Below are 25834 nucleotides of genomic sequence, written 5' to 3'. Positions count from 1 at the left end.
CTCACATGACCCTCGACTGGCTCAAACCCGAAGTCATCCTCGGCTCGACGATGTATGCCGTCATCGGCGTCGCCATCTTCTGGATCTCCTTTGTCATCGTCGACAAGATCACGCCCTACAAGCTGTGGGAAGAACTCGTCGAGCACAAGAACATTGCGCTCGCCATCGTCGTCGGCGCGATGTGCCTGTCCATCGGCAACATCGTCGCTGCGGCGATCCATGGGTGACCGCAGGCAGTTGATTTCCGCGGGGCTGCTGAGCCTGGCCTTGCTGGCCGGCAACGGCCGAGCTGTGGCTCAAGGCGACGACGCCGCAGTCAAGGAGGCCGGGCAGTTGTCCGCGCTGGCTCCCGCCGCCGCGCGCCAGGGGCTGCGGCTGCAGCTCAGCGCGACGAACGGCCAGACTGCCCGCTTCGACAGCGTTCATCCCGAGGACGACGCCCACGCCGCCGAGTACGTGGACTTCCGCCTGACCGGCGTCACGCGCGACGGCAGCTTCTTCGTCGTGTCCGGCAAGGCCTACGAGCACGAGAGTCTTTTCTGGGTATCGCGCGCGACCGGCAAGAAGATCGAGGTCTATGCCCCGCCCGAAGTCTCGCCGGATGGCCGCTACGCCGTCACTGCGCTGCACTGGGAGGCATTCGGGCCGGAGGGTGTCTTCATCTGGCAGATCAGCGGTGACCAGCTCCTGCGGCGCGCTCACCTCAAGCATGCGGACTACGGCCTCTTCACCTTCCGGCGCTGGATAGGCAGTGAAGTTGCCGAGCTGGAGCTTTACAGCCACTCCTACCTGAAGTTCTGCCCTGGCGCGCAAGCCACGACGGCCACCGTGCGCCTGACGCATGGCGCCAGGGGCTGGGCGCTGACAGGCCCGGCCAGCGCCCGCGACGTCCGTTGCGGGTAGGGCAGGCTCGCCACCGGCCATCGGACAATAAAACCGTCCAAACCTTCCCGCACGCAGCCTGTCGCACCGGGCCTCCCGGTGGGGCGAGCGTCGCCACAATCGCGCCGCTTCAAAAACAGGAGGACTCGATGAAGACATGGTTGACCGCAGCCGCCCTGGCGCTCAGCCTCACGCTGGCCCACGCCGCTGACGCGGACAGCACCGCGGCCCAGGTCCAGAAGGCCGACGCCACCGCTCAAGCTTCCGGCTTCAAGATCCGCCCCGTCGACGACGCCTGGCGCGCCGCCCTGCCCCGCAACGCCGAGGCCGCCACCCAGGCCTATCTGGACCGCCTGCCCGCCGACGTCGTGGCCAAGTCCGACGCCTACTACACCGGCGGCTACTGGCTGCTGCTCTGGGAGTTGCTGTTCGGCCTGGGCGTCGCGGTCGTCCTCATGAGCGGGCGACGGGCAGCGCGCATGCGCGACTGGGCCCAGCGCGTCGGGCGCGGGCCTGTGCGGCGCGACATGCTGTTCGGCGCCGCCTTCGTGCTGGCCTCGGCCGTGCTGACGCTGCCCCTGGCCATCTACAGCGGCTGGTGGCGCGAGCAGGCCTATGGCATGTCGACGCAGACCTTCTTCGCCTGGCTGGGCGAGGCGGCGCTATCCCAGGTCTTCGACATGGTGATGATGGGCCTCGTCGTCGCCGGGCTCTATGCGGTCATCCGCCGTGCGGGCGAGCGTTGGTGGATCTGGGGCACGGCCGGCGGCATCGCGGCGCTCATCACGCTGATCGCCATCTCGCCCGTGCTCATCCAGCCGGCCTTCAACACCTACAAGCCGATCGAGGACGGCCCCGTCAAGGCGTCCATCCTGCAGATGGCCCACGCCAACGGCGTGCCGGTGGACAACGTCTACGTCTTCGATGCCTCACGGCAGACGACGCGCATCAGCGCCAATGTGTCCGGCCTGCTGGGCTCTGCCGCCGTGCGGCTGAACGACAACCTGCTGCGCCGCACGTCCGAGGCCGAGATTCGCGCCGTCATGGGCCATGAGCTCGGCCACTATGTGATGAATCACATGGCCAAGAACATCGCGATGCTGACGCCGCTGATCTTCGTCGGCTTCGCCGTCGTGGCCTGGGCCATGAAGCGCCTGCTCGCGCGCTTTGCCGGTGCCACCGGCGTGAGCCGCATCGACGACGTGGCGGGCCTGCCGATGCTGGTTGCCGTGCTGTCGGTCTTCTTCACGCTCGCAACGCCGATCAACCACAGCATCACGCGCATGCAGGAGATCGAGGCCGACCGCTTCGCCCTGAACCTGACGCGCGAACCACACGGCTTTGCCGAGGCCCAGTTGCGCCTGGTGGAATACCGCAAGGCTTCCCCCGGCCCGATCGAGGAAATCATCTTCTTCCATCACCCCAGTACCCGTCACCGCGTCCACGACGCGATGCGCTGGCGCGAGGCCATGGGCACGCCCTGATGACGACGCCACAACACGACTTCACCGCCCTGACGACCAACGCCCACGAGGACTGGACGCTGTTCGCCGTGCGCTTTCACGACCGGCCCGGCGTGGGCGAACTGCGCCGGCAACTGCTGCAGGCCCATCTGGAATGGGCGGCAGCGAACGCCGAGATGGTGAGGGCCATCGGTTCGCTGCGCGAGTCGCCCGAGGACACGCCCGTCGGTGGCCTGTGGGTGGTGCGCGCGCCGAGCAAAGCCGCCGTGGAAGCCCTGATCGCCACCGACCCCTTCACCACCGGCGGCCTGCGCGCCGGCTGGGACATCTTCTACTGGAGCAAGGCCCTGCCCCAGCCGGTGTCGTTCTAGCGGCCCTGGCGGCGGCGCAGACGCGTGCCGACGACGGCCAGCCCGGCCAGCAACAGCGCACCCACGCTTGGCTCGGGCACGACGCCGATCGCGTTCGTGATCGACGGGTCGTAAACCAGCGCCGCACCGGGATGGCTGGCGAGATAGGCCGGGTCGATGGTGATGATGGGGTCGACCCAGGCGCTGGCCTGCGTCGCGTAGAGCGAGTTGTTCAGCCTCGCCGCGGCCAGCAGGTTGACGCGCGCGATCTCGCCGGGCTGGCCGAACGCGAACGCACTGACGTAGAAGGTGTATTCGAAATCGAACAGGCCGCAATCGCTGCCGCCACCACCACAGGTCCAGTTGGTGACCTGGTTGCCGAAGGATCCGTTGTTCACGCCGCCCAGCGTGTTCGAATGCACCACGCGCGCATAGCCGCTGGCCACCGCGTCGCTCGTGCCGGACATGAAGGCCTGTCCCTTGACGGTGATGGGCACGAGGTCGCTGAAGGTCAGCCCGTTGACCACATAGAAGTCGTACTGCACCGCCGCGGACGCCTGTGCGTTGGCATTGGGCAAGCCCGTGTACATGGAGCCCGAGGTGCCCACATAGGCCTGGGCCACGGGCCCATTCATGCTGGCCATGGAGGCGAAGGAGGCATTGGCGTCCACGTGAGTCAGGTTGCCCGGCGTGAAGATGTTGTAGTTCGCGCCGGTGGTGGGGTTGCTGTAGCCGTAGGCGCCGTACACCCACAGCGTCGGCGCAGCCTGGGCGGCCGCCATGCCCATGCCCAGACCCATGCCCAGCAACAGGCCTACCAGTCTCTTGTCCATCGTCGTCATCGCTGTAGCTCCATGTCTGAACACGCCGGCAGCAGTGTGTCCGTCGGCCCGGCGCGACGCCAGCCGCAGCGCCCCATGAAGACGGGACGGCCGGCCCCCGTGGTCTCGTGTCCGGTTTTAGGCAAACCGCCCGCTTAGACTGCGCGCGCCTCGTTCCATCCACCTCTCGCAAAGGCCCGCCATGTCATTGCCGGCTCCGACCCGCCGCCTCGCCCTTCAGGCGCTGGCCACGCCTGTCATCGCCCTGTTCACGGCGTCCGTCGAGGCTGCCGACGCCAAGCCCGATGTCGGCCTCTTCCTGGCCCGGCTGGACCTGGCCGCCGGCACTGTGGGCGAGGTGCGCAACATCACCCCCGGCAAGGGCGCCAACTTCCAGCCGTCCTTCACGCGCGACGGCAGCGCCGTGCTGTTCGCCTCGGACCGCACGGGCTCCAACAACGTCTACCGCCATGACATCGCCAGCGGAAAGACGGCGGCAGTGACAGCCGTGCCACACAACCTCTACTCGCCCACACCTCTGCCGGACGGCAGTGGCTTCTCCGCCATTCGCGTCGTCAACGCCGACCCGAACTACGGCATCGAGACCAAGGAGCCGTCGCTGTGGCGATTCGGCTGGGACGGCAAGGAGATCGCCCCGGCCGTTCCCGTGATGCGGGTCGGCTATCACGCGTGGATCGACGAGCAGCGCCTGGCCCTCTTCCTCGTCGACGACGTGGCCGAGCGCAACGCCCACCAGGCCGTGCTGTTCAACCGCACCACCGGCAAGACGACGCCGCTGACCACCAAGCCTGGCCGGTCTCTTGGCCGCACGCCCGACGGCAAGCGCGCCAGCTTCGTCGACCAGACCGACCCGGCCCACTGGCGCATCTGCGCGATGGGCGAGGGCGACGCCCAGCCGCAGGTGCTGGTGGAGACGCCCGTCGGCCCCGAAGGTGAGAAGGACCCCAACCGCAGCCAATACTTTGTCTGGCTGCCGGATGGCTCCATGCTGATGGCGCGCGGCAACCTGCTGCTGCGCTGGGACGGCAAGCCGGGCGGCGGTTTCCAGCCCTTCGCTGAGCTCGCCGACCTGGGCGGCGCCATCCGCAACATCACCGCCAGCCCCGACGGCAAGCGCCTGGCCTTCTCGGTGCTGCTGACCCCACCCAAGCCGTGACCGAGCAGCCCCACTCGCGCGCCTCGCTGGCCGAGCTGCTGCTGCTCGCCAGCGTCTTCGTCATCGCGGCCTGCGGCCTGGTCTACGAGCTGGCGGCGGGCGCGCTCGCGAGCTATCTGCTCGGTGACTCGGTGCTGCAGTTCTCCACGGTCATCGGCGTCTACCTGTTCGCGATGGGCCTGGGCTCCTGGCTGTCGCGCTTCGTCGAGCGCCAGCTCGTGGGCGTCTTCCTGCAGGTGGAGCTGCTCGTCGGCGTTGTCGGCGGGCTGATGCCGGCTGCCCTGTTCGCCGTGCACAGCCTGCTGCCACCGGGCGAGGCCATGGCATTCCGCGTACTGCTGTACGCGCTGGTGCTGCTGGTGGGCACGCTGGTGGGGCTGGAGATCCCGCTGGTCATGCGCATCCTGAAGCGCCACTTCAGCGCGCGCTATGGCCTGAAGGACCTGGTCTCGCAGGTGCTGACCTTCGACTACCTCGGCGCGCTGCTCGTCGCGCTGGCGTTCCCCCTCGTGCTGGTGCCCCACCTGGGCCTCGTGCGCACCGGCGTCGCCTTCGGCCTGCTGAACGTTGCCGTGGCGATCTGGGCGCTGTGGCTGTTCCGCGCCGACCTGCGCGCCAAGCGCGCCCACGCGGCCGCCTGCGCGCTGTCAGCCCTGCTGTTGCTGGCCGCACTGGCTGGCGCCGAGCAGCTGACCACCTGGGCCGAGGACCGCTTCTACGGCGAGCACATCGTCTTCAAGCAGAGCAGCGCCTACCAGCGCATCGTCGTCACCGACGGGCACGCCGGCACGCGGCTGTTCCTGAACGGCAACCTGCAGTTCCACTCCAAGGACGAGTACCGGTATCACGAGGCCCTGGTGCAGCCCGCCATGGCGGCGCACGGGGCACCGAAGCGCGTGCTGGTACTGGGCGGCGGCGACGGCATGGCGGTGCGCGAGGTGCTGAAGTACGCCAGCGTCGAGCAGGTCACCCTCGTCGAGCTGGACCCGCTGATGACCACGCTGTTCCGCGACAACGCCAAGCTGTCGGCGCTGAACGGCCACGCGCTGTCGTCACCCAAGCTGCGCATCGTCAACGCCGACGCCTTCGGCTGGCTGGAGCAGCAGCACGAGACCTTCGACGTCATCGTCATCGACTTCCCCGACCCGTCCAACTTCGCCCTGGGCAAGCTCTACACGGCCAGCTTCTACGAGCTCGTCGACCAGCGCCTCTCAGCGGGCGGCTATGCCGTCGTGCAGACCACGTCGCCGCTGATCGCACGGCGCAGTTTCTGGACCGTCGTCACGACCATCGAGGCCACGGGCCTGACAACGACGCCGTACCACGCCCATGTGCCCAGCTTCGGCGAATGGGGCTTCGTGCTGGCCTCGCGCCGGCCCTTCAGGCTGCCCACCGCCTTCCCGCAGGGCCTGCGCTTCCTGAGCCCGCAGAGCCTGCCGGCGCTGCTGGACTTCCCGCCCGACATGGCACGAGTGCCGACCGAGGTGAACCGGCTGTCCAACCAGGTGCTGGTGCAGGAATTCGAGGCCGAGTGGGGCAAGGTGCATTGATGATGAAGCGGCGCGAGCTGCTGCTGGCCGGCCTCGCCACGGCAGGCTGCACGCCCGACGCTGCGCCCTTGCAAGGCGGCTGGGTCGGCACGCATCCCGAGCGCGGCCACCGGCTGCGCGGCGAACTGCCGCAGGCCAACGGGCCGCTGCGCAAAGCCGATGTGGTCATCGTCGGCGCCGGCATCGCCGGCCTGGCCTGCGCGCGGGCCCTGGCCAAGCGCGGCGTCGACGACGTCGCCCTGCTCGACCTCGAAGACCAGGCCGGCGGCAACAGCCGCGGCCACCGCGTGGCCGGCTCGCCCTGCCCGCTCGGTGCCCACTACCTGCCCCTGCCCGGCGCTGAGGCTCACGAGGTTAGCGAGCTGCTGCATGAGCTGGGCCTGGCTCGCCAGGTGCTGGGCCGCACCGAATGGGACGAGCGCCACCTGTGCCACAGCCCGCAGGAACGCCTCTTCATCGATGGCGAATGGCACGACGGCCTGCTGCCGCCGCCCGAGTCGGCGGCGGCGCGCGAGCAGTACCGGCGCTTCTCCACCCTGGTCACCCAGGCCCAGCACGAACTCGGCTTCGCCATGCCCACGCGTCGCTCACGCTGGGCACCGGGCCATGCCGCGCTGGACGCCCAGACGTTTGCCGCCTGGCTGGACGCGAATGCGCTGACCGACACCCGCCTGCGCTGGTATCTCGACTACTGCTGCCGCGACGACTTCGGCGCCGGCGCCGACACGGTCTCGGCCTGGGCGGGCCTGCACTACTTCGCCAGCCGCCATGGCTTCCACGCACCGGGCGACGAGGCCGCCGAGCGCGAGCCCGTGCTGACCTGGGCCGAGGGCAACGGTTGGCTCAGCGCTCGCATCGCCGAGCCTTTGCAACAGCGCACCCACCTCGGCCGCAGCGTGCTGCGCGTGAGCGAGGGCAAGCACGGCGTCGAATTGCTGGCCTGGAACGAGGCGACCGGTGCGCCCGAGCGCTGGGCCGCCCGCGCCGTCGTGATGGCAGCGCCGCTATTCATCTCGGCGCGGCTGCTGGCCTCGCCGCCTGACGCGCTGCGCACGCTGAAGCAGCCCCACGCGCCCTGGCTGACGGCCAACCTGCTGCTGCGCGAGCCGCTGCTGGACCGCGCCGGTGCGCCACCGTCCTGGGACAACGTGCGCTACGGCTCCACGGCGCTCGGCTATGTCGACGCCCGCCACCAGGCGCTGGACCCCACACCGCCGCGCACACCGTTGCTGACGGCCTACTTCGCGCTGCCCGCTACCAGCCGCGGCGACCTGCTGGCCAAGCCCTGGCAGCACTGGGCCCAGGTCGTCACCACCGAACTCGCGGCCACCCACCCCGACCTGCCAGCCAAGTTGGCACGCGTGGACCTGTGCCGCTTCGGCCATGCCATGAGCATCCCGACGCCAGGCCTGCGCGGCTCGCCAGAGCTGGCCGCGCTGAACGCCCAACGCGGCCGCGTTGTCTTCGCGCACAGCGATCTGGCGGGGTACTCGGTGTTTGAAGAGGCCTACACGGCCGGCGTCGAGGCGGCGGCGCGGCTCAGCCTCTGAACCTGGGCCTCGTGCGGCGCAAAGGCCTTCAGCAGCGCATCGAGCAGCGCCTCGGCCTTGGCGCTGTTGTCGGCGCCGTAGTTGCAGACATAGACGTCCAGCGTCACGCCGCCCAGTTCGGGCCAGGTGTGCACGGCCAGATGCGATTCGGCCAGCAGCACGACGCCCGTGACGCCGCTCTGCTCTTCCTTGGGCGCAAAGCGGTGGAAGAGTTCGGCGACGCCGGTGAGCCCCGAACGGGTCACGGCATCGCGGCACAGTGCGGCGAGCGCGTCGGCGTCGCGCATGACCGCCAACGTCGGGTCGACGCCGTGCAGGTCGGCCGTCAGGTGCAGGCCGTTCATCCGCCGGTGACGGGAGGGAAGAAGGCCAGTTCGTCGCCCTCCACCAGCACGGCAGATTCGGCGCACATCTTCTGGTTCAGCGCCGCGCGCACCGCGCGACCGCGGGCCAGTGCCTCGGCGTGGACGCCACCGCGTGCCAGCAGCGCCTCGCGCGCCGCGGCAACCGTGCTGCCATCGGGCAGCGTGAGAGCCTCACCCTCGCCGAGTTTTTCGCGCAGCGAGGCGAAGAAGCGCAGCTTGACGGTGATCATGTCAGCGGCGCCCGGCCGCCCGAAGGCGCTGACGCACCCCTCGGGGGGCAGAGAGCGAAGCGAGCGTGGGGGTGGGTGTCATGCCAGCAGTTCCGAGAAGGGGATGAAGCGCACCGCGTCACCAGCCTTGAAAGCCTGGCCGGCGGGGTTGTCGAGCAGGCCGTCGGCCCAGAAGGCCGAGGTCAGCACGCCGCTGCTCTGGTTGCCGAACATGGCCAGGCCGCCCTCTTCGTCCAGGCGCACGCGCAGGAACTCGCGGCGCTTGTCGGGCTTGGGCCAGTCGAAGCCGGCGGCGATGCGGTAGCCGCGCGGTGCCACGCGCGTGGCGCCCTGCAGCTTCAGCAGGAAGGGGCGCACGAGCACCAGGAAGGTCACCAGGCTGGACACCGGGTTGCCGGGCAGGCCAATAAAGTGCGCCTCACCCACGCGGCCATAAGCGAAAGGCTTGCCGGGCTTGATGGCGATGGCCCAGAGGTCGAGCTGGCCCTCAGCCTGCACGGCGGGGCGCAGATGGTCTTCCTCACCGACCGACACGCCGCCCGAGGTCAGGATGACGTCGGCCTTGGACGCCGCTTCGCGCAGCGCGGCGCGGGTGGCATCGAGACGGTCCGGCACGATGCCGAGGTCGATGACCTCGCAACCCAGGCCTTCGAGCAGGGCGCGCAGCGTGAAGCGGTTGGAGTTGTAGATCGCGCCGGGCGGCAGCGGCTCGCCGGGCATGACGAGCTCGTCGCCGGTCGAGAACAGCGCCACGCGCGGGCGGCGTGCCACGGTCAACTGAGCTGCGCCGGCGGTAGCAGCCAGGCCCACGGCGACTGCGTCCAGCCGCGTGCCCGCAGGCAGCACCACCGCACCGGCACGCACGTCCTCGCCACGCAGACGCACATTGGCGCCGGCGGTGATGGGCTGGGTCACGCTGACCTTGTCGCCCACCAGTTCGGTGAATTCCTGCATGACGACGGTGTCGGCACCCGGCGGCACATGGGCGCCGGTGAAGATGCGCGCCGCTTCACCGGGCGGCAGCGGCACGGGTACGCTGCCGGCGGGGATGCGCTGGGTGACGGGAAGCGGCTGGCCGGCGTCGGCGGCGCGCAAGGCATAACCGTCCATCGCCGAGTTGTCGGCCGGTGGCACGTCGACCGGCGAGATCAGGTCAGCCGCCAGCACTCGGCCGGCGGCGGCGCTGGTCGCCAGCGTCTCACGCTCGGCCAGCGGTAAGGCCTCGGCCAGCAGCCGGGCCAGTGCTTCGTCCAGCGGTATCAGCGGAGACTTCTTGGCTTCAGACATGGGCGTGAATGTAGGCCTTCACCTGCGCCACATCGGCCGGCATGACCTTCACGCGCTTGGGCAGTTCCTCAATGCCTTCCAGGCCGGCGGGCCGGGGCGGCTCGATGCTCAGGGCCTCGTGGATGGTGGCGGCGAACTTGGCCGGCAGCGCCGTTTCCAGCACCAGCATGGTCACGCCGGGCTCGCGCTTTTCCAGCGCCACCTTGAGGCCGTCGGCTGTGTGCGGGTCGATGATGACGCCGTGCTCGGCATGGCAGCGGCGGATAGTGGCCACGCGGTCGGCGTGCGTGCTGCGGCCGGAGATGAAACCGAAGCCGGCGATGTCGGCATGCTCGCCGGCACTCAGCTCGAACTGGCCGGCACCGAAGTGTTGCTTCACGCGCGCGCCGTCGCGGCCGAACAGGTCGAACACGAAGCGCTCGAAGTTGCTGGCCTTGGAGATGTCCATCGACGGGCTGGAGGTCTCGTGCGTGTCGGCCGTGCCGCGCGGGCGGTAGGCGCCGGTACGGAAGAACTCGTCGAGCACATCGTTCTCGTTCGTCGCAACGACGAGCTTGGCGATGGGCAGGCCCATCATGCGCGCCACGTGGCCGGCGCAGACGTTGCCGAAGTTGCCCGACGGCACCGTGAAGCTGACCTTCTCCGCGTTCGTCTTGGTCGCCTGGAAGTAGCCGGCGAAGTAGTAGACGACCTGGGCCAGCAGCCGCGCCCAGTTGATGGAGTTGACCGTGCCGATGCGGTGCTCACGCTTGAAAGCGAGGTCGTTGGACACCGCTTTGACGATGTCCTGGCAGTCGTCGAACACGCCTTCCACGGCGATGTTGTGGATGTTCTCGTCCTGCAGGCTGAACATCTGCGCCTGCTGGAAAGGGCTCATGCGGCCGTCGGGGCTGAGCATGAAGACGTTGACGCCTGATCTGCCGCGCATGGCATACTCGGCGGCGCTGCCGGTGTCGCCCGAGGTGGCGCCCAGGATGTTCAGCGTCTCGCCGCGGCGGCCAAGTTCGTACTCGAACAGCGCGCCGAGCAGTTGCATGGCCATGTCCTTGAAGGCCAGCGTGGGGCCGTTGGACAGGCCTTGCAGGGCGATGCGATCGCCCAGCCAGGTCAGCGGCGTGATCTGCTCCGTGCCGAAGACCTCGGCCGTGTAGACCTTGCGCGTGATCGCATGCAGGTCATCGGCCGGGATGTCGTCGATGTAGAGCGACAGGATCTCGAAGGCGAGGTCGGCATAGGCCAGGCCGCGCCAGCGTGTCAGCGTCGCCGCGTCGACCTTCGGGTAGGCCTTGGGCAGGTAGAGGCCGCCGTCGGGGGCAAGGCCTTCCAGCAGGATGTCGGAGAAGCCGCGCTCGGTCTGGTCGCCGCGGGTGCTGATGTACTTCATGTCGGGCTCAGGCCAGTTCTTCCTTGCGGATGCGGACGATGGGGGCAAGGACCGTGGGCAGGCCCTGCATCTTGGCCAAGGCCTCGTTCATGCGACCCTCGACGGTGTCGTGCGTCAGGATGATGAGGTCGGTCTGGCGCTCGCCTTCGCCGGACTCGCGCTGCAGCACGGCGTCGATGGAGATGTCGTGCTCGGCCAGGATGGTGGTGATGCGTGACAGCACGCCCGGCTGGTCGGCCACGACGAGGCGCAGGTAGAAAGCGGTGTGCACGTCGGCCATCTCGAGGATGGGGGTGTCGCTCATCGCGTCGGGCTGGAAGGCCAGATGCGGCACGCGGTGATCGGGGTCGGCGGTCGCCAGGCGGGTCACATCCACCAGGTCGGCGACCACGGCCGAAGCGGTGGGCTCGGCGCCGGCGCCCTTGCCGTAGTAGAGCGTCGTGCCGACTGCATCGGCCTGCACGACAACAGCGTTCATCGCGCCTTCGACGTTGGCGATGAGGCGGCTGGACGGGATCAGCGTGGGGTGCACGCGCAACTCAATCCCGTTGTCACGGCGGCGCGTAATGCCCAGCAGCTTGATGCGGTAGCCGAGCTGCTCGGCGTACTTGATGTCGGTGGCCTGCAGGCTGCTGATGCCCTCGACATGGGCCTTGTCGAACTGCACCGGCACGCCGAAGGCGATGGCGCTCATCAACGTCAGCTTGTGGGCGGCGTCGACGCCTTCAATGTCGAAGGTCGGGTCGCTCTCGGCATAGCCCAGGCGCTGGGCTTCCTTCAGCACGACGCTGAAGTCCAAGCCCTTGCTGCGCATCTCCGACAGGATGAAGTTGGTGGTGCCGTTGATGATGCCGGCGATCCACTCGATGCGGTTGGCCGTCAGGCCTTCGCGCAGCGCCTTGATGATGGGAATGCCACCGGCCACGGCCGCCTCGAAGGCGACGACGACGCCCTTTTCACGGGCGGCCTCGAAGATCTCGGTGCCGTGCAAGGCCAGCAGCGCCTTGTTGGCGGTGACGACATGCTTGCCGTTGGCGATCGCCTGCAGCACCAGCGAGCGCGCCGGCTCGATGCCGCCGATCAGCTCGACGACGATGTCGATGGCCGGGTTGTTGACGAGCTGCTGCGCGTCGCCGACGCAGGGCACGCCGTCACCGACGATGGCCTGGTAGGCCTTGGCGCGCTCGGCGTTGCGGGCGGACACCATCGCAATCTCGATGCCCCGGCCGGCGCGGCCGCGAATCTCGGCCTGGTTGCGCTGCAAGACGTGGAAGGTGCCGGCACCGACGGTGCCGAGGCCGATCAGGCCAACTTGAATAGCTTTCATCTGCAACGCTCTCAGGAAGAAACACGCCGGCGATACCCGGCAAGAAATCGGTCGATGCGGCCAATGGCTTCGCGCAGGTCGTCCACGTTCGGCAGGAACACCAGGCGGAAATGATCGTGCTCAGGCCAGTTGAAGCCGGTACCCTGGACGATGAGCACCTTCTCCTCGGCCAGCAGCTCGTAGGCGAACTGCTGGTCGTCCTTGATCGGATAGACCTTGGGGTCCAGCCGCGGGAACATGTAGAGCGCTGCCTTGGGCTTGACGACGCTGACGCCGGGGATCTGCGTCAGCAGCTCGTAGGCCAGGTCGCGCTGGTGGCACAGCCGCCCGGTCGGCGCAACGAGGTCCTTGATGCTCTGGTAACCACCCAGCGCCGTCTGGATCGCCAGTTGACCCGGCGTGTTGGAGCACAGGCGCAGCGAGGCCAGCATGTTCAGGCCCTCGATGTAGTCGCGGGCATGGCGCTTCTCGCCGCTGACGATCATCCAGCCGGCGCGGTAGCCGCAGGCGCGGTAGTTCTTGGACAGGCCGTTGAAGGTGATGAAGAGCACGTCATCGGCCAGCGATGCCATGGCGGTATGGGTGTTGCCGTCGTACAGCGTCTTGTCGTAGATCTCGTCGGCAAAGATGACGAGTTGGTGGCGGCGCGCGAGCTCGATGATGCCCAGCAGCAGGTCCGTCGGGTAGAGCGCGCCGGTGGGGTTGTTCGGGTTGCAGACCATGATGCCGCGGGTGCGCGGGCTGATCTTGGATTCGATGTCCGCCAGGTCCGGCAGCCAGCCGGCGCCCTCGTCGCACAGGTAGTGCACCGGGCGGCCGCCCGACAGGCCGACCACGGCCGTGTAGAGCGGGAAGTCCGGCGCGGGGATGAGGATCTCGTCGCCGTCGTTGAGCAGCGCGTTGATCGACATCTGGATCAGCTCGGAGGCGCCGTTGCCGAGGTACACGTCGTCGACGGTGACACCCTTGACGCCCTGCTGCTGCGTGTAGTGCACGACCGCCTTGCGCGGCGCGAACAGGCCCTTGCTGTCGGTGTAGCCACCGGCATCAGCCAGGTTGCGGATCATGTCCTGCACGATCTCGTCCGGCGGCGTCAGGCCGAACACCGCCGTGTTGCCGATGTTCAGCTTGATGATCTTCTGGCCCTCTTCCTCCATCTGGCGCGCCTTGTCCAGCACGGGGCCGCGGATGTCATAGCTGACGCTGGCGAGCTTGCTGGACTTGGCAATGGGCTTCAAAAGGGGCTCCGGCGCAGCGTTTGCTGCAGTGCAAGAAAGGGCTAAAAGGTGAGCCTTGGAGTTTAAGCAAGGCCCGGGCACGCGGCCTGCCGATCTGCGCGACACTCGCGCCCGTCTTCCTGCCCTGTTTTCAATGAAGTTCCAGCTCGACGAGCCGCAAGGCGGCAACAGCATTTCGCGCCACGACACCAGTGGCGTCTGGGTCAACGGCCGGCCGCACACGGCCAGCGTCCTCGTCCCCTGGAAGGGCGACGTCGTCGCCTGGTCGCCTTCGCGCTTCGAGGAACTTCAACCCGCGCATTTCGAAGCAATCAAGGCGCTGAACCCGGAACTGGTCGTCTTTGGAAGCGGTGCCCGGCTGCGTTTTCCGAACCCGGCCCTGTGGCGCGGGCTGGTCGAATCACGCATCGGTTTCGAGGTGATGGACCTCGCCGCAGCCTGCCGCACTTACAACGTGCTGGCCAGTGAAGGCCGCAATGTGCTGGCCGCGCTATTGATCGAGGGATGACCTGGCGGGGGCGGGAGTAGGACAAGGCCTTATAATCGCTGGCTATTGCTTGCGGGCGCCCGCGTGAATTGCTCCACAACAGCAGTCACGACCCGGGGACCCCGTGAGCCCAACTTGCTGCACCCCCCCAATGACGCCTGCGCTCAACAAACCCCTGCCGGAAATTGAGGCTCAAGCCACCGGCGGCGTGAAGTTCACTGCCAATGCCTTCCTGGGCAAGTCGGTCGTGCTGTACTTCTACCCGAAAGACAACACGCCGGGTTGTACCACTGAGGCGATGCAATTCCGCGATCGCCACAAGGACTTCGTGAAGGCCGGCGCAGTCGTGCTGGGCGTCTCGCGCGACAACATGGTGTCGCACGAGAAGTTCAAGCAGGCGCTGGAGCTGCCCTTCGAGCTGATCGCTGACACCGAAGAGAAGCTTTGCCACATGTTCGGCGTGGTCAAGAACAAGATCATGTACGGCAAGAAGGTCAAGGGCATCGAGCGCTCGACCTTCCTGATCGCCCCGAATGGCATCCTGGTGGGCGAGTGGCGCGGCATCAAGGTCGCCGGTCACGTCGACGAAGTGCTCAAGGCCGTCAAGGGCCTGAAGAAGGAAGCCGCCTGACATCATTTGTTCAGGTTCTTCCCTGAGGCGAAACTGCCTCGGCGGATGTGCATAATCAGCGCATGCCCCGAGTCGAATCCATGTCTCAGACCACAAAAGCCGCGCTCATCCTGCGCGGCTTTTTGCTTTCTGGAGCCAGGATGTCGTGGGGCCCACCCCCTGCTGCCTAGCCGTACATGCCACTGCCCAAGCCTCCTGCACAACGCGCAAGCCGCCTCGAAACCGCCGCCTACTCGGCCACCCTGACTCCCAGCAAACCTCGCGCCGCCCCGCCCCATGTGGCGCCGGTCACAGCGCCCGCCGCCGCGCCGAGCGTGGCCGCGACAGCCGAAGTGCTGCGCCTCCCCACCCCCGCCTCCAGCCCCGCGGCCGCCAAGCAGGGGCTGCCCGGCAAGGCGCCCACCAAGGCACCAGCCAAATCCGCCGCGCCCAAACGCACGCGCAAGCCGACCGAAACGCCCAAGCTGTTCGTCCTCGACACGAACGTGCTGATGCACGACCCGATGTCGCTGTTCCGCTTCGAGGAGCACGACGTCTTCCTGCCCATGATCACGCTCGAGGAGCTGGACGGGCACAAGAAGGGCATGACCGAGGTCGCCCGCAACGTGCGCCAGGTCAGCCGCGAGCTGGACCAGCTGGCAGCCAGCCTCAAGACCAGCGGCATCGAGGAGATGTCCAAGGGCCTGGCGCTCGCCGGCACCGGCCACCGCGAGGCCGAAGGCAAGCTGTTCTTCCAGACCGAGCTGATCGACACCCCGCTGCCCCAGGGCCTGCCGCAAGGCAAGGCCGACAACCAGATCCTGGGCGTCGTCCAGGCGCTGAAGGGCATCCACCCGGGCCGTGAAGTGGTGCTGGTGTCCAAGGACATCAACATGCGCATCAAGGCCCGCGCCCTGGGCCTGCCGGCGGAGGACTACCGCAACGACAAGACGCTGGAAGACTCGGACCTGCTCTACACCGGCGTCCAGGCGCTGCCGAGCGACTTCTGGGACCGCCATGGCAAGACCATGGAGAGCTGGCAGCAGGGCAACACGACCTTCTACCGCATCAGCGGGCCCCTCGTGCCCACACTGCTGATCAACGAGCTGGTCTACCTCGAAGCCCCCGGCACGACGCCGCTCTACGCCAAGGTCACCGAGATCACCGGCAAGACGGCCGTGCTGCGCACGCTGAAGGACTACGGCAACCAGAAGCACGCCGTCTGGGGCGTCACGTCCCGCAACCGCGAGCAGAACTTCGCGCTCAACCTGCTGATGGACCCCGAGTGCGACTTCATCACGCTGACCGGCACGGCCGGCACCGGCAAGACGCTGATGACGCTGGCCGCGGCCCTGAGCCAGGTGTTCGATGACCGCCGCTACAGCGAGATCATCGTCACCCGCGTGACCGTGCCCGTGGGCGAGGACATCGGCTTCCTGCCCGGCACCGAAGAGGAAAAGATGGGCCCCTGGATGGGCGCCCTGGACGACAACCTGGAAGTGCTGGCCAAGGGCGGCTCCACCGCGGGCGAATGGGGCCGCGCGGCCACCAACGACCTGGTGCGCAGCAAGATCAAGATCAAGAGCCTGAACTTCATGCGCGGGCGCACGTTCCTGAACAAGTTCGTCATCATCGACGAGGCCCAGAACCTGACGCCCAAGCAGATGAAGACGTTGATCACCCGCGCCGGCCCGGGCACCAAGATCGTCTGCCTGGGCAACCTCGCGCAGATCGACACGCCCTACCTCACCGAGGGCAGCTCGGGCCTGACGTTTGCGGTCGACCGCTTCAAGGGCTGGGCTCACAGCGGCCATGTGACGCTGGCACGCGGCGAGCGTTCACGGCTGGCCGATTTCGCGTCCGAAGTGCTCTAAAGCCACGCCATTCGGCACCCCGACGGCCCCTTGCGAGGGGCCGTTTCTTTTTCAGCGGTTCAGCAGCCCACCCAGCATGCCGGCGAGATCGCCCAGGCCGCCCGCGCCCAGGTTGGCCGGCAACTGCCCGTTCGGCGTCAGCCGGTCCACGATCTGCGGCAACAGCTGGCTGAGCTGATCGCCCGCCTCGACGTGCGACACGCCAGCCTGCTGCGCCAACTGGCCGAGCAGCCCGCCAGCACCACCGAGCGCACCGCTGAGCTGGTCGCCCGACACCGGCTGGTTCGCGCCCGTCGAGATCCAGCTCTGCACCTGGTCGCCCAGGCCGCTCGCCTGCAACTGCTGCAACAGCCCCGGCAGGCCGCCCTGCAGCGAGCCATTGGCCAACAGGCCCGAGATCAGCGCCACCCAGTCCTGCCCACCACCGGCCGGCTGGCGCCCGAGGCTCTGGGTTGCGGCGCCGAGCATGTTGTCGAGAAGTCCCATTTCGATCTCCGATGAAGTGACTCGCTGCAGTCTAGGCCCGGGTTTCACGGCCCGGTTGGCCATTCATAGGGATGCATGTGAGCGCTATCATCATTGACTCAATTCCCATTCCTCCATCGACCATGCTCTACCGCCCCCTCGGCCGCACCGGCTGGAACGTCTCTGCAATCGGCTTCGGCGCCTGGGCCATTGGCGGCACCTGGGGCAACACCGACGACACGGCGGCGCTGGCCGCGCTGCACCGCGCGCTGGACCGCGGCGTTAACTTTTTCGACACGGCCGACGTCTACGGCGACGGCCACAGCGAGCGCCTGCTCGCCCGCCTGCGCCGTGAGCGCCCCAGCGACCCCTTCCACATCGCCACCAAGGCCGGCCGCCGCCTGAACCCGCACGTGGCCGAGGGCTACCGCGACCTGCGCCCCTTCATCGAGCGCAGCCTGCAGAACCTGGAAACCGACGCCATCGAACTGCTGCAGTTGCACTGCCCGCCCACGGCCGTCTACGACATGCCCGAAGTCTTCGGCGCGCTGGACGACTTGGTGAAGGAAGGCAAGCTGCGCCACTACGGCGTCAGCGTCGAGCGCATCGACGAGGCTCTGGCCGCGTTGAAGTTCCCCGGCGTGCAGTCGGTGCAGATCATCTACAACCTGTTCCGCCAGCGGCCGGCCGAGACCTTCCTCCCCGCCGCGCAGGCCGCCCAGGTGGGCGTGCTGGCGCGGCTGCCGCTGTCCAGCGGCATGCTCAGCGGCAAGTTCACGCGCAACAGCAGCTTCAGCGCCGACGACCACCGCGCCTTCAACCGCCAGGGCGAGGCCTTCGACAAGGGCGAGACCTTCTCCGGCGTCGACTACGAGCAGGGCCTGGCCGCCGTGGAGGAGTTGCGCGCGCTGCTGCCCACCGGCGTGAGCATGGCCAAGCTGGCGCTGCGCTGGATCCTGATGAACGAAGCCATCACCACCGCCATCCCCGGCGGCCGCACGCCCGAGCAGGTGGACGAGAACGTCAGCGCCGCCGACCTGGCTGCCCTGCCCGCGCCGCTGATGCAGGCCCTGGCCGACCTGTACCAGCGCCGCATCGCGCCGCAGGTGCACGGCCTTTGGTGAGCCCTGGCTGGGCATGAAAAAAGCGGCCCGAGGGCCGCTTTGCTTTTGCACGTCGGTGAATCAAACGCGGCGACGGCGGCCCACCGCCAGGCCGGCCAGTGCGATGCCCACGAGGGCCAGCGACGCCGGCTCCGGCACGGTGACGTTGATGTCGGTGAATGCAATCCGAGCGCCCGCAGCATTCGTCACGAAGAGCCGGAAGTCCGTCGAGCTGGCCGCATAAGGGTTGAAGTTGAACGCCGGCGACGTCAGGAAAGCCATCTCCAGGTTCCACGACTCGGCCAGCGCCGGCGGCAGGCCGTTGGCCAGCAGGTCGATGTCGGTGTAGTTCACGCCCGCGGTGCTGTCGGTATCGATGCCCAGCCAGACCTTGCAGCCTTGGCAGCCACGGATGTCGTAGACGAAGTCGAAACTCCAATTCGCGTAGTTCTTGCCGTCCGGCCCGTAAACGCCGCTCTGTGCATTGAAATTGCGCACGCCGTCGTTGGCCAGGGAGGGGCTGTTCTTGTACGCATGCGCGCCGATGGCCACCTTCACGCCGTTGGCGGACACAGCGTTGAACAACACGGTGCTCAGGCCGCTGCTGCCCACGGGCGGCCAACCGTCCGCCGGTGTCAGCATCGTCAAGGCGGCGTGCGCCGTCAGGGGGGCCAGGCCGGCCAAGGCGGCCAGGGCGAACATCTTCTTGATCATTTATGTCTCCAGTTGTAGCAATCGTTTAGCCGGGCTCGAACTCCGCAACAACCCGCAATGAGCACCGCGCAACTCACTACCGCATAAGCCGTGCCGCTGTAGGACAGCTAACTGTCAGCTCCAGTAGGACAACGCGTCCCACACATCTGTGACATGACTCCCGTGTTTGAAGGTGGCAACTACCTCGACATGAGGAAAACCCTGGCGCGGCACATTGCACTGAAATGACTCGTCAGGAGCGCCCGTCGCGCCGATCAGATATGAGGTTAACCGTCAGTCGCCGCGCTGAACTGAATCGGAAAAACGCCGGACCCCGGCATCCTGAGTGACGGCCCGACGTCCCGCGGCGATGAGGCGATCGATCTGTTCGTGAGGCAGCTTGAGCCGCGTTGGAATGCCGTTCAGCGCCTGCTCCTCGGCCTCGGGCAGGTCGGCAAAGCTGACCTGCGTGACGCTGAACTTGATGTCCTCGCAGCGCCAGTCCGGGTTCAGCGCACGCAGCGCGGCCTTGCGCTCGTCGCTCAGGCTGCAGCGGTAGGTCACCAGGTCGCGTTCCCAGTTGCGCACCATGGGCAGGAAGCTCGCGTAGCTCATGCGCATCGTGCTCTCGATGGCGGTGTCGACGGCGCCCGCCGCGATGTCCACCCCAGATGGCCCGGCCACCTCCCGCGCCCAGTCGGCGCTGGGGCCCTGGCCGGCGTCCACCACGATGAACAGCAGGCGGCGCATCGTTGCCGCATCGTTCTCGGGGATGGGGCCGTAGGGCGTGTTCAGCAGCACGCGGCTTTGCAGGATGGCCACCAAGCCGAGGTTGTCGGTCAGCCCGCCGTCCACCAGCTTCAGGAAGCGGCCGGCCTTGGGGTCGAGGTTGTCGCGGAACAGCCGTGACAGCGCCAACCGCAGCCGATGCTGGTCATCGCGGTCATCGCGGCGGGCGTTCAGGCCCGGCGGCACCTTCAGCTCGCATGCTCCGGGGAAGCGCTCCACCACGACCGGCGCGAAGAACAGCGGCACCGCCATGGACGCCGCCACCGCCTCGGACACCGGATAGCTCGCCAGGTCGCTGCACAGCGCGTCGAACGTGCGCTCATGGAAAGGAAAGGCCAGCCGGTACTGCACATTGCTGGCGCTGATCCACACCACGGGCCGCGGGCGCTTGAACATGTCGGCAAAGGTGGCGCCCTTGAAGACGTCCTTCTCCAGCCAGTCGCTGAAGTCGCTACGGTCGTTCAGCCCGCCGGCAAACAGGCGGCGCAGGTTGTTGGGGTTGAGCAGGCTGAAGCGCAGCCCCGCCTCGCCGTCGTGCGTCAGCACCTTGTCGCGGAACTCGCGCAGGCCCTCGGCGCCATGCAAGCCGAAGTAGGCCGCCGTCAGCGAGCCGCCCGACACGCTGGTGATGAAGCTCACCTCGTCCAGCAGCGTGCGGCCCGGCGTGGATGCCTGCTCCCGCAGCCCCTCCAGCACGCCGTAGGAAAACGCCGCCGCACGCAGCCCGCCGCCCGAGAAGCTCAAGGCGACGAAGGTGTCCGAATCCAGCGGCCTGGGTGCGCGCTGCATCGTTTGCGCAGCCGCCGGCTTGTTGCGCGGCGCGTTCATGGGCGCGCTGGCACAGGCGGCCAGCAGCAGGCAGGTGCAAAGCAGCAGCAGAACGCGCATGGGGCCTGTCTCAGTGATGGGCGGTGAAGGGCGGCGGGCGCATTCTGCCGATGCTGCCATATCCTGTCTTTATTCCCAGTGACAATCGCGAGAATGAACTGCCCCCACGCTCGCATCCGCTCGCTGCCGCCCAACGGCGCGCATCAGCGGTTCCGGGCGGCCGTGCATCGCTGACATGCACCAACCCGACCGCTGGATCGCCCACCTCGACATGGACGCCTTCTATGCGTCTGTCGAGCTGCTGCGCTATCCGCAGCTCAAGGGCGAGGCGGTCGTCATCGGCGGCCGGCGGGCCGACGCGCCGCAGCAGCTGCAAGACGGCTCCTGGCGCTACTCCAAGTTGCGCGACTACACCGGCCGCGGCGTCGTCACCACCTCCACCTACGCCGCCCGCGACCTCGGTGTGTTCTCGGCCATGGGCCTCATGAAAGCAGCCCTGCGCGCGCCCGACGCCATCCTGTTGCCGGCCGACTTCGACTCCTACCGCAAGTACTCGCGCCTCTTCAAGGCCGCCGTGGCCGAAGTCGCGCCCGTCATCGAGGACCGCGGCATCGACGAGATCTACATCGACCTCACCGACGTGCCCGGCGTGCGCGACGCCGTGGGCCACGACCCGCTGGGCGGCGTGAAGGCCGTGGCGCGCGAGATCAAGAACTCCGTCGGCCGCGCCACCGGCCTGACCTGCTCCATCGGCGTCACGCCCAACAAGCTGCTGTCCAAGATCGCCAGCGAACTGGACAAGCCCGACGGCATCAGCGTGCTGACGCTGGACGACATCCCCGCCCGCGTCTGGCCGCTGGCCGTGCGCAAGATCAACGGCATCGGCCCCAAGGCGAGCGACAAGCTCGTCAAGCTCGGCCTGGAGACCGTGGGCGACATCGCCGCGGCCGACCCCACCTGGCTCGTCGAGCAGTTCGGCGAGAGCTACGGCCAGTGGCTGCACGCCGCCTCGCACGGGCGTGATTCGCGCCCCGTCGTCACGCACAGCGAGCCCGTGTCCATCAGCCGCGAAACCACCTTCGAGCGCGACCTGCACGCCGTGCACGACCGCGCCCTGCTCGGCGGCATCATGGACGAGCTGTGCGAAAGCCTGTCGCGTGACCTCGCCCGCAAGCACTACGCGGGCAAGACGGTGGGCATCAAGCTGCGCTTCGAAGGCTTCATCACCGTCACGCGCGACCAGACGCTCAAGGCGCCCATCACCAGCGCCGCCGACATCCGCGCCGCGGTCGGCCTGTGCCTCAAGCGCGTCAAGTTCGACAAGCGGCTGCGGCTGATGGGCGTGCGCATCGGCAACCTCGTGCATGCCAGCGAGGCGCTCGCCACCCCGGCGGCCGGGGCCTCCGCAGCGGCGGTCGCTCAGGTTCCGGCCGAGCAAAACCTCGACCTGTTCTGAGGCTGCCGTCCGACCCTTGAAACGCTCAGACCCAGCCCTGGCGCCACACCGCCCGGTCGCGCAGCTCGCGCCACGCCAGCCGTTGCACGCGCTTGGAGAACAGCGCCTCCAGCTCCACCCATTCCACCGGCGCGCCGGGCAGCTCGGGCTCCAGCACCTTGATGACGACGAAATGCTTGTCCTTGGCCACGGGGGCCACTGCGGTCCACTTGCTGAGCAGCAGCTTCTTGGGGTGCAGCGGGTTCACGGCGACGCCACGATGGGCAACGCGTGCTGCTGCAGCCGCGCCAGCGGGATGAGCCGCAGCACCACCTGGTTCGTGGCCTCCAGCACCACCGGCGGCGCCACGCCCGCCTCCAGCGCCTCCAGCCAGCGCAGCGCGCACAGGCACCAGCGGTCGCGCGGCTTCAGGCCCGCAAAGCGCCACTGCGGGCGCGGCGTGCTGAGGTCATTGCCCCGCGCGAGCGAAAAGTCCAGGAACTCCTGCGTCACACGCACGCAGACGAGGTGGGTGCCCCGGTCCTGGGAGTCCGCCGTGCAGCAGCCATCGCGCAGGAACCCGGTCAAGGGGTCGAACGAGCAGGCCTGCAAAGGCGTGCCCAGTACATTCACCGCCGTCATGCGCCGCCCTTCTGTTGTCCAACGCCGCATCTTGCCGGCAAAGCTGAGGCCGTGGGCGAGCCGGTGCTTCAGCGCATGAGCGACTGGACCTACACCGTCTCGGTGCGCAATCTGTGCGAGTTCACCGCCAAGCACGGCAGCCTGGACCGCCGCTTCACGCCCTCGGCCACCGCGCTGGAGGGTCAGGCCGGCCAGTTGGCGGTGCTCGCTCGCCGCTCGCCGGGCTACGAGACCGAGCTGCCGCTGGAGGGCCAGCACGGTCACCTGCGCGTGCGCGGCCGGGCCGATGGCTACGAGGCCGACGTGAACCGGCTGGAAGAGATCAAGACCATCCGTGGCCCCGTCGAACTCATCCCCGAGAACCGCCGCGCACTGCACTGGGCCCAGCTGCAAACCTACGGCGCCCTCATCGCCGCAGACCGCGGCCTGGCCGAGCTGGAGCTGGCCCTCGTCTACGTGGACGCTGACACGCAGAACGAAACCGTGCTGCGCGAGACCGCCACCGCCGCCGCCCTGCAGGCCGCCTTCGAGGTGCGCTGCAACCAGTTCGAGGCCTGGGCGCGGCAGGAGGCCGAGCACCGCACGGCACGCGATGCCGGCCTGAGTGCCCTGCCCTTCCCGCTGGGCGAGCTGCGCCCGGGCCAACGCCTGCTGGCCGAGGCCGTCTACCGCGTGGCCGCCAACGGCCGCCACCTGCTGGCCCAGGCGCCCACCGGCATCGGCAAGACGCTGGGCACGCTGTACCCGCTGCTGCGCGCCATGCCGCTGCAGCAGCTCGACAAGATCGGCTACATGACCTGCAAGGGCACCGGCCGCATCACCGCGCTGGAGGCCCTGCACGGGCTGCGCGAGCACACGCCCGGCAAAGCGCTGCGCGTGCTGACGCTGGTGGCCAAGGAGCAAGCCTGCGAGCACCCCACCAAGGCCTGCCACGGCGACGCCTGCCCGCTGGCCCACGGCTTCTACGACAAGCTGCCCGCCGCCCGCGCCGAGGCCGTGCAGGTGGGCTGGCTGGACCCCACCGCCCAGCGCCGCATCGCGCTGCAGCACGACGTCTGCCCCTACTACCTCGGCCAGGAGCTGCTGCGCTGGGCCGACGTCGTCGTGGGCGACGTGCACCACGCCTTCGACCCCCACGGCCAGCTCTACGGCCTCTCGCAGGCCCAGGGCTGGAAGCTCGCGCTGCTGGTGGACGAAGCCCACAACCTCATCGACCGTGCACGAGACATGTACAGCGTCAGCCTCAGCCTGGCGCGGGTGCGCCAGGCCGTGGCCGCCGCGCCCGTGAGCCTGCGCGCACCGCTGCGCCGCCTCGCCAAGGAACTGGCCACGCTCGGCCGCGCCCAGGCCAGCGACTACCAGCCGCTCAGCCAGGTGCCCGATGCGCTGGCCGAGGCACTGCAACGCGTCAACGTCGCCCTGGGCGAGCATGTGCAGAACCACCCGCTCGAAGTCGGCGCGATGCTGGAGTTCTATTTCGAGGTGCTGGGCCTGCAACGCTTGCTGGACCGTCTGGACACGCACTCGCTGTGCGACCTGCAGCGCAGCGCCGCTCCCGAGCGGCCCGCCTCGGCGCTGGACGCACCGCGCAACCTCTCGCTGCTGGAAGAAGACGACGAAGACGACCCCAACGATGGCCGCGACGTGCTGCTGTCGGTGCGCAACATCGTGCCCGGCCACTTCCTGAAGGAGCGCTTCGAGGGTTGCCACAGCGTCACGCTGTTCTCGGCCACGCTGGGCCCGCGGGACTACCCGCGCCACCTGCTCGGGCTGCCCGACGACACCGCCTGGATCGACGTGCCCGCGCCCTTCCCGCCCGAGCACCTGACGGTGCGCGTGGCCCAGCACCTCTCCACCCGGTATGACCATCGCCAGGCCTCGCTCGGCGCGCTGGTGGACCTGCTGGCCACGCAGTTCACCGAGCACCCCGGCAACTACCTCGCCTTCTTCAGCAGCTTCGACTACCTGGACAAGGCCGCCGCCCGGCTGGCGCTGCGCCACCCAGAGGTGCCGCAGTGGAGCCAGTCCCGCGCGATGGGCGACGGGGCACGGCGTGCCTTCCTCGACCGCTTCGTGGCGGGCGGCCGCGGCATCGGCTTTGCCGTGCTGGGCGGCGCGTTCGCCGAGGGCGTGGACCTGCCCGGCACACGCCTCATCGGTGCCTTCATTGCCACGCTCGGCCTGCCGCCCGTGTCGCCGCTGCAGGAGCAGGTGCGCGAACGCCTGGACACGATGTTCGGCGCCGACCACGGCTACGCCGACCTCGTGCCCGGCATGCAAAAGGTCGTGCAGGCCGCCGGCCGCGTGCTGCGCTCCGTGGATGACCGCGGCTGGGTGTGGCTGTTGGACAAGCGCTACGCGCGGCCCGAGGTGCGGGCGCTGTTGCCGGGGTGGTGGCAGCTGTGATGCAGCAGCCGGGTTAGATTGCGCCCCGGGACGACCAACGGCAATCCACTACATGAACCCATCGGCATGGCTGCGCAACCTGTTGCTCGTGCTGTTCATCGTGCTGTACTGCCAGCAGTCCACCCAAGGCCGCGCCGGACGCCCGCAGCACCCCGACTTCAAGATCCAGGTCGAGCTGACCGAAGAGGCCGAGCGGTGGATGCGCGAGTCGGGCGAGTCCATCGAGATCCGCAGCTGGTTTGCCGACGAGATCGGGCCGGGCGGCCTCCACCTGGCCACCCACACGCAGAGCATCAAGGACCAGCGTGTGGCCGTGGTCAGCAATGTCCGTTTCGACCCCAAGTTGGCGGCCGTTCTCCCTGATCCTGACTATGAGGTGCTGGTCAACCTGTCGTCCAGCCGCCAGAAGGATGACCGGACGATGCTGGACTGCGACATCCTGCAAGGCCCGATCAGCCAGTTCCAGGGCCGCGTCGCGACCGTGCCTTGCAAGCTGGTGCGGCCCAAGCCGTCCGCCTGGGAGGCGGAACCCAGCTTCACCGGCGAGATCAAGGCTCAGCAGTTCCTGTCGCGTTGCTCCGTCAAGCTGCTGTCGTCCACGCAGCCTGCCGACCGGGCCAAGGCCGACTTCTGCATCGGCATCGTCAAAGGCGCGATCCAGGCCCACGAGAGCTTTGTCCAGAGCGAGGACCACCCGATCCCGCGGCACTTCTGCATCCCCGAGGCGGTCTCCGATGTCGAGTTTACGGTGGCCGTGCTCAAGTCGATCGCACCTGGCCAGCAGTCTGTGCTGGGCAATCTGCTGCTCGGCGGCCTCCATCAGGCCTATCCCTGCCAACCGCGCCGAACGCGGCAGGACTGAGGCCAGCGCGGCACCT

The 25834-nt window shown here is 68.3% G+C and carries 26 protein-coding genes; 14 read left to right on the top strand and 12 right to left on the bottom strand.

The annotated features are described in order from the left end of the window. Positions 1–5 precede the first annotated feature (5 nt). From AC07V5_RS15210 to AC07V5_RS15195, 4 genes are all read left to right on the top strand, one after another. Positions 6–227 (top strand): DUF350 domain-containing protein, encoded by a 222-nt coding sequence (locus AC07V5_RS15210; RefSeq protein ID WP_495116513.1) that lies wholly within the window; start codon positions 6–8, stop codon positions 225–227. Further along, the gene (locus tag AC07V5_RS15205) at positions 220–903 is read left to right on the top strand and encodes a hypothetical protein (protein WP_495116512.1); all 684 of its coding nucleotides are present in this window, start codon (positions 220–222) and stop codon (positions 901–903) included. The genes AC07V5_RS15210 and AC07V5_RS15205 overlap by 8 nt, the downstream gene beginning before the upstream one ends. Before the next feature lie 128 nt (positions 904–1031). Beyond that, positions 1032–2366, top strand: coding sequence for a M48 family metallopeptidase (locus tag AC07V5_RS15200; protein ID WP_495116511.1), 1335 nt, complete (start codon positions 1032–1034; stop codon positions 2364–2366). Next, positions 2366–2716 carry a YciI family protein gene (locus AC07V5_RS15195; protein WP_495116510.1) on the top strand — a complete coding sequence of 117 codons (351 nt, stop codon included), beginning with the start codon at positions 2366–2368 and terminating at the stop codon, positions 2714–2716. The genes AC07V5_RS15200 and AC07V5_RS15195 overlap by 1 nt, the downstream gene beginning before the upstream one ends. Here the strand turns inward: AC07V5_RS15195 and AC07V5_RS15190 are convergent. After that, the gene (locus AC07V5_RS15190; RefSeq protein WP_495116509.1) at positions 2713–3528 is read right to left on the bottom strand and encodes a PEP-CTERM sorting domain-containing protein; all 816 of its coding nucleotides are present in this window, start codon (positions 3526–3528) and stop codon (positions 2713–2715) included. The genes AC07V5_RS15195 and AC07V5_RS15190 overlap by 4 nt on opposite strands. A gap of 190 nt (positions 3529–3718) precedes the next feature. Here AC07V5_RS15190 and AC07V5_RS15185 point away from each other — a divergent pair, with 190 nt between their 5' ends. Genes AC07V5_RS15185 through AC07V5_RS15175 form a run of 3 tightly spaced genes read left to right on the top strand, consistent with a single transcriptional unit; the run spans position 3719 to position 7793 of the window. Continuing rightward, complete coding sequence (locus tag AC07V5_RS15185) at positions 3719–4693, top strand: hypothetical protein (RefSeq protein WP_495116508.1); 975 nt, start codon at positions 3719–3721, stop codon at positions 4691–4693. Beyond that, on the top strand, positions 4690–6243 hold the full coding sequence (locus tag AC07V5_RS15180) for a polyamine aminopropyltransferase (protein WP_495116507.1): 1554 nt from the start codon (positions 4690–4692) through the stop codon (positions 6241–6243). Before AC07V5_RS15185 ends, AC07V5_RS15180 begins: the two co-directional genes overlap by 4 nt. A 2-nt stretch (positions 6244–6245) precedes the next feature. Further along, positions 6246–7793, top strand: coding sequence for a flavin monoamine oxidase family protein (locus AC07V5_RS15175; RefSeq protein WP_495116506.1), 1548 nt, complete (start codon positions 6246–6248; stop codon positions 7791–7793). Here AC07V5_RS15175 and speD read toward each other — a convergent pair. The 6 genes from speD to AC07V5_RS15145 all read right to left on the bottom strand — a co-directional run bounded on the left by speD (position 7751) and on the right by AC07V5_RS15145 (position 13624). After that, positions 7751–8137 carry an adenosylmethionine decarboxylase gene (gene speD / locus AC07V5_RS15170; RefSeq protein WP_495116505.1) on the bottom strand — a complete coding sequence of 129 codons (387 nt, stop codon included), beginning with the start codon at positions 8135–8137 and terminating at the stop codon, positions 7751–7753. The genes AC07V5_RS15175 and speD overlap by 43 nt on opposite strands. After that, positions 8134–8388, bottom strand: a complete 255-nt coding sequence (gene moaD / locus AC07V5_RS15165; protein ID WP_495116504.1) for a molybdopterin converting factor subunit 1 — start codon at positions 8386–8388, stop codon at positions 8134–8136. The genes speD and moaD overlap by 4 nt, the downstream gene beginning before the upstream one ends. A 78-nt stretch (positions 8389–8466) precedes the next feature. Next, on the bottom strand, positions 8467–9675 hold the full coding sequence (locus AC07V5_RS15160) for a molybdopterin molybdotransferase MoeA (protein WP_495116503.1): 1209 nt from the start codon (positions 9673–9675) through the stop codon (positions 8467–8469). Beyond that, positions 9668–11059 (bottom strand): threonine synthase, encoded by a 1392-nt coding sequence (thrC, locus tag AC07V5_RS15155; RefSeq protein ID WP_495116502.1) that lies wholly within the window; start codon positions 11057–11059, stop codon positions 9668–9670. Before thrC ends, AC07V5_RS15160 begins: the two co-directional genes overlap by 8 nt. A gap of 7 nt (positions 11060–11066) precedes the next feature. Then, on the bottom strand, positions 11067–12386 hold the full coding sequence (locus tag AC07V5_RS15150; protein WP_495116501.1) for a homoserine dehydrogenase: 1320 nt from the start codon (positions 12384–12386) through the stop codon (positions 11067–11069). An 11-nt stretch (positions 12387–12397) separates the two neighbouring features. Further along, complete coding sequence (locus AC07V5_RS15145) at positions 12398–13624, bottom strand: pyridoxal phosphate-dependent aminotransferase (protein ID WP_495116500.1); 1227 nt, start codon at positions 13622–13624, stop codon at positions 12398–12400. A 133-nt stretch (positions 13625–13757) separates the two neighbouring features. Here AC07V5_RS15145 and AC07V5_RS15140 point away from each other — a divergent pair, with 133 nt between their 5' ends. From AC07V5_RS15140 to AC07V5_RS15130, 3 genes are all read left to right on the top strand, one after another. After that, positions 13758–14132 (top strand): Mth938-like domain-containing protein, encoded by a 375-nt coding sequence (locus AC07V5_RS15140; protein ID WP_495116499.1) that lies wholly within the window; start codon positions 13758–13760, stop codon positions 14130–14132. 130 nt (positions 14133–14262) lie between these two features. Then, on the top strand, positions 14263–14742 hold the full coding sequence (locus tag AC07V5_RS15135) for a peroxiredoxin (protein ID WP_439463346.1): 480 nt from the start codon (positions 14263–14265) through the stop codon (positions 14740–14742). A gap of 176 nt (positions 14743–14918) precedes the next feature. After that, positions 14919–16595, top strand: coding sequence for a PhoH family protein (locus AC07V5_RS15130; protein WP_495116498.1), 1677 nt, complete (start codon positions 14919–14921; stop codon positions 16593–16595). Between the two features lie 51 nt (positions 16596–16646). Here the strand turns inward: AC07V5_RS15130 and AC07V5_RS15125 are convergent, their stop codons facing one another. Beyond that, complete coding sequence (locus AC07V5_RS15125; protein WP_495116497.1) at positions 16647–17081, bottom strand: YidB family protein; 435 nt, start codon at positions 17079–17081, stop codon at positions 16647–16649. Between the two features lie 122 nt (positions 17082–17203). On the opposite strand from AC07V5_RS15125, the gene AC07V5_RS15120 reads away from it, so the two are divergent. Next, positions 17204–18184 (top strand): aldo/keto reductase, encoded by a 981-nt coding sequence (locus AC07V5_RS15120; RefSeq protein ID WP_495116496.1) that lies wholly within the window; start codon positions 17204–17206, stop codon positions 18182–18184. Positions 18185–18244: 60 nt separating this feature from the next. Here the strand turns inward: AC07V5_RS15120 and AC07V5_RS15115 are convergent, their stop codons facing one another. Then, complete coding sequence (locus AC07V5_RS15115) at positions 18245–18877, bottom strand: PEP-CTERM sorting domain-containing protein (RefSeq protein WP_495116495.1); 633 nt, start codon at positions 18875–18877, stop codon at positions 18245–18247. Positions 18878–19150: 273 nt separating this feature from the next. Continuing rightward, complete coding sequence (locus AC07V5_RS15110; RefSeq protein WP_495116494.1) at positions 19151–20533, bottom strand: patatin-like phospholipase family protein; 1383 nt, start codon at positions 20531–20533, stop codon at positions 19151–19153. Between the two features lie 175 nt (positions 20534–20708). On the opposite strand from AC07V5_RS15110, the gene dinB reads away from it, so the two are divergent. Then, positions 20709–21929: a DNA polymerase IV gene (gene dinB, locus AC07V5_RS15105; protein WP_495116493.1), complete on the top strand. Its 1221-nt coding sequence runs from the start codon at positions 20709–20711 to the stop codon at positions 21927–21929. Between the two features lie 25 nt (positions 21930–21954). Here dinB and AC07V5_RS15100 read toward each other — a convergent pair whose 3' ends face one another. Both AC07V5_RS15100 and AC07V5_RS15095 read right to left on the bottom strand, forming a co-directional pair. After that, entirely contained in the window at positions 21955–22176 is a 222-nt protein-coding gene (locus AC07V5_RS15100) for a TIGR02450 family Trp-rich protein (protein WP_495116492.1), read from the bottom strand. Beyond that, positions 22173–22550, bottom strand: coding sequence for a DUF2237 family protein (locus AC07V5_RS15095; protein WP_495116491.1), 378 nt, complete (start codon positions 22548–22550; stop codon positions 22173–22175). Before AC07V5_RS15095 ends, AC07V5_RS15100 begins: the two co-directional genes overlap by 4 nt. Positions 22551–22625: 75 nt before the next feature. On the opposite strand from AC07V5_RS15095, the gene AC07V5_RS15090 reads away from it, so the two are divergent. After that, positions 22626–24956 (top strand): ATP-dependent DNA helicase, encoded by a 2331-nt coding sequence (locus AC07V5_RS15090; protein ID WP_495116490.1) that lies wholly within the window; start codon positions 22626–22628, stop codon positions 24954–24956. Positions 24957–25008: 52 nt separating this feature from the next. Further along, the gene (locus tag AC07V5_RS15085; RefSeq protein WP_495116489.1) at positions 25009–25818 is read left to right on the top strand and encodes a hypothetical protein; all 810 of its coding nucleotides are present in this window, start codon (positions 25009–25011) and stop codon (positions 25816–25818) included. Positions 25819–25834 lie beyond the last annotated feature (16 nt).

Source organism: Roseateles sp. GW821-FHT02E12, assembly GCF_059421665.1.
The sequence above is the reverse complement of the archived record's forward strand: the minus strand, read 5'-3'. Positions and strand labels throughout refer to the sequence as shown.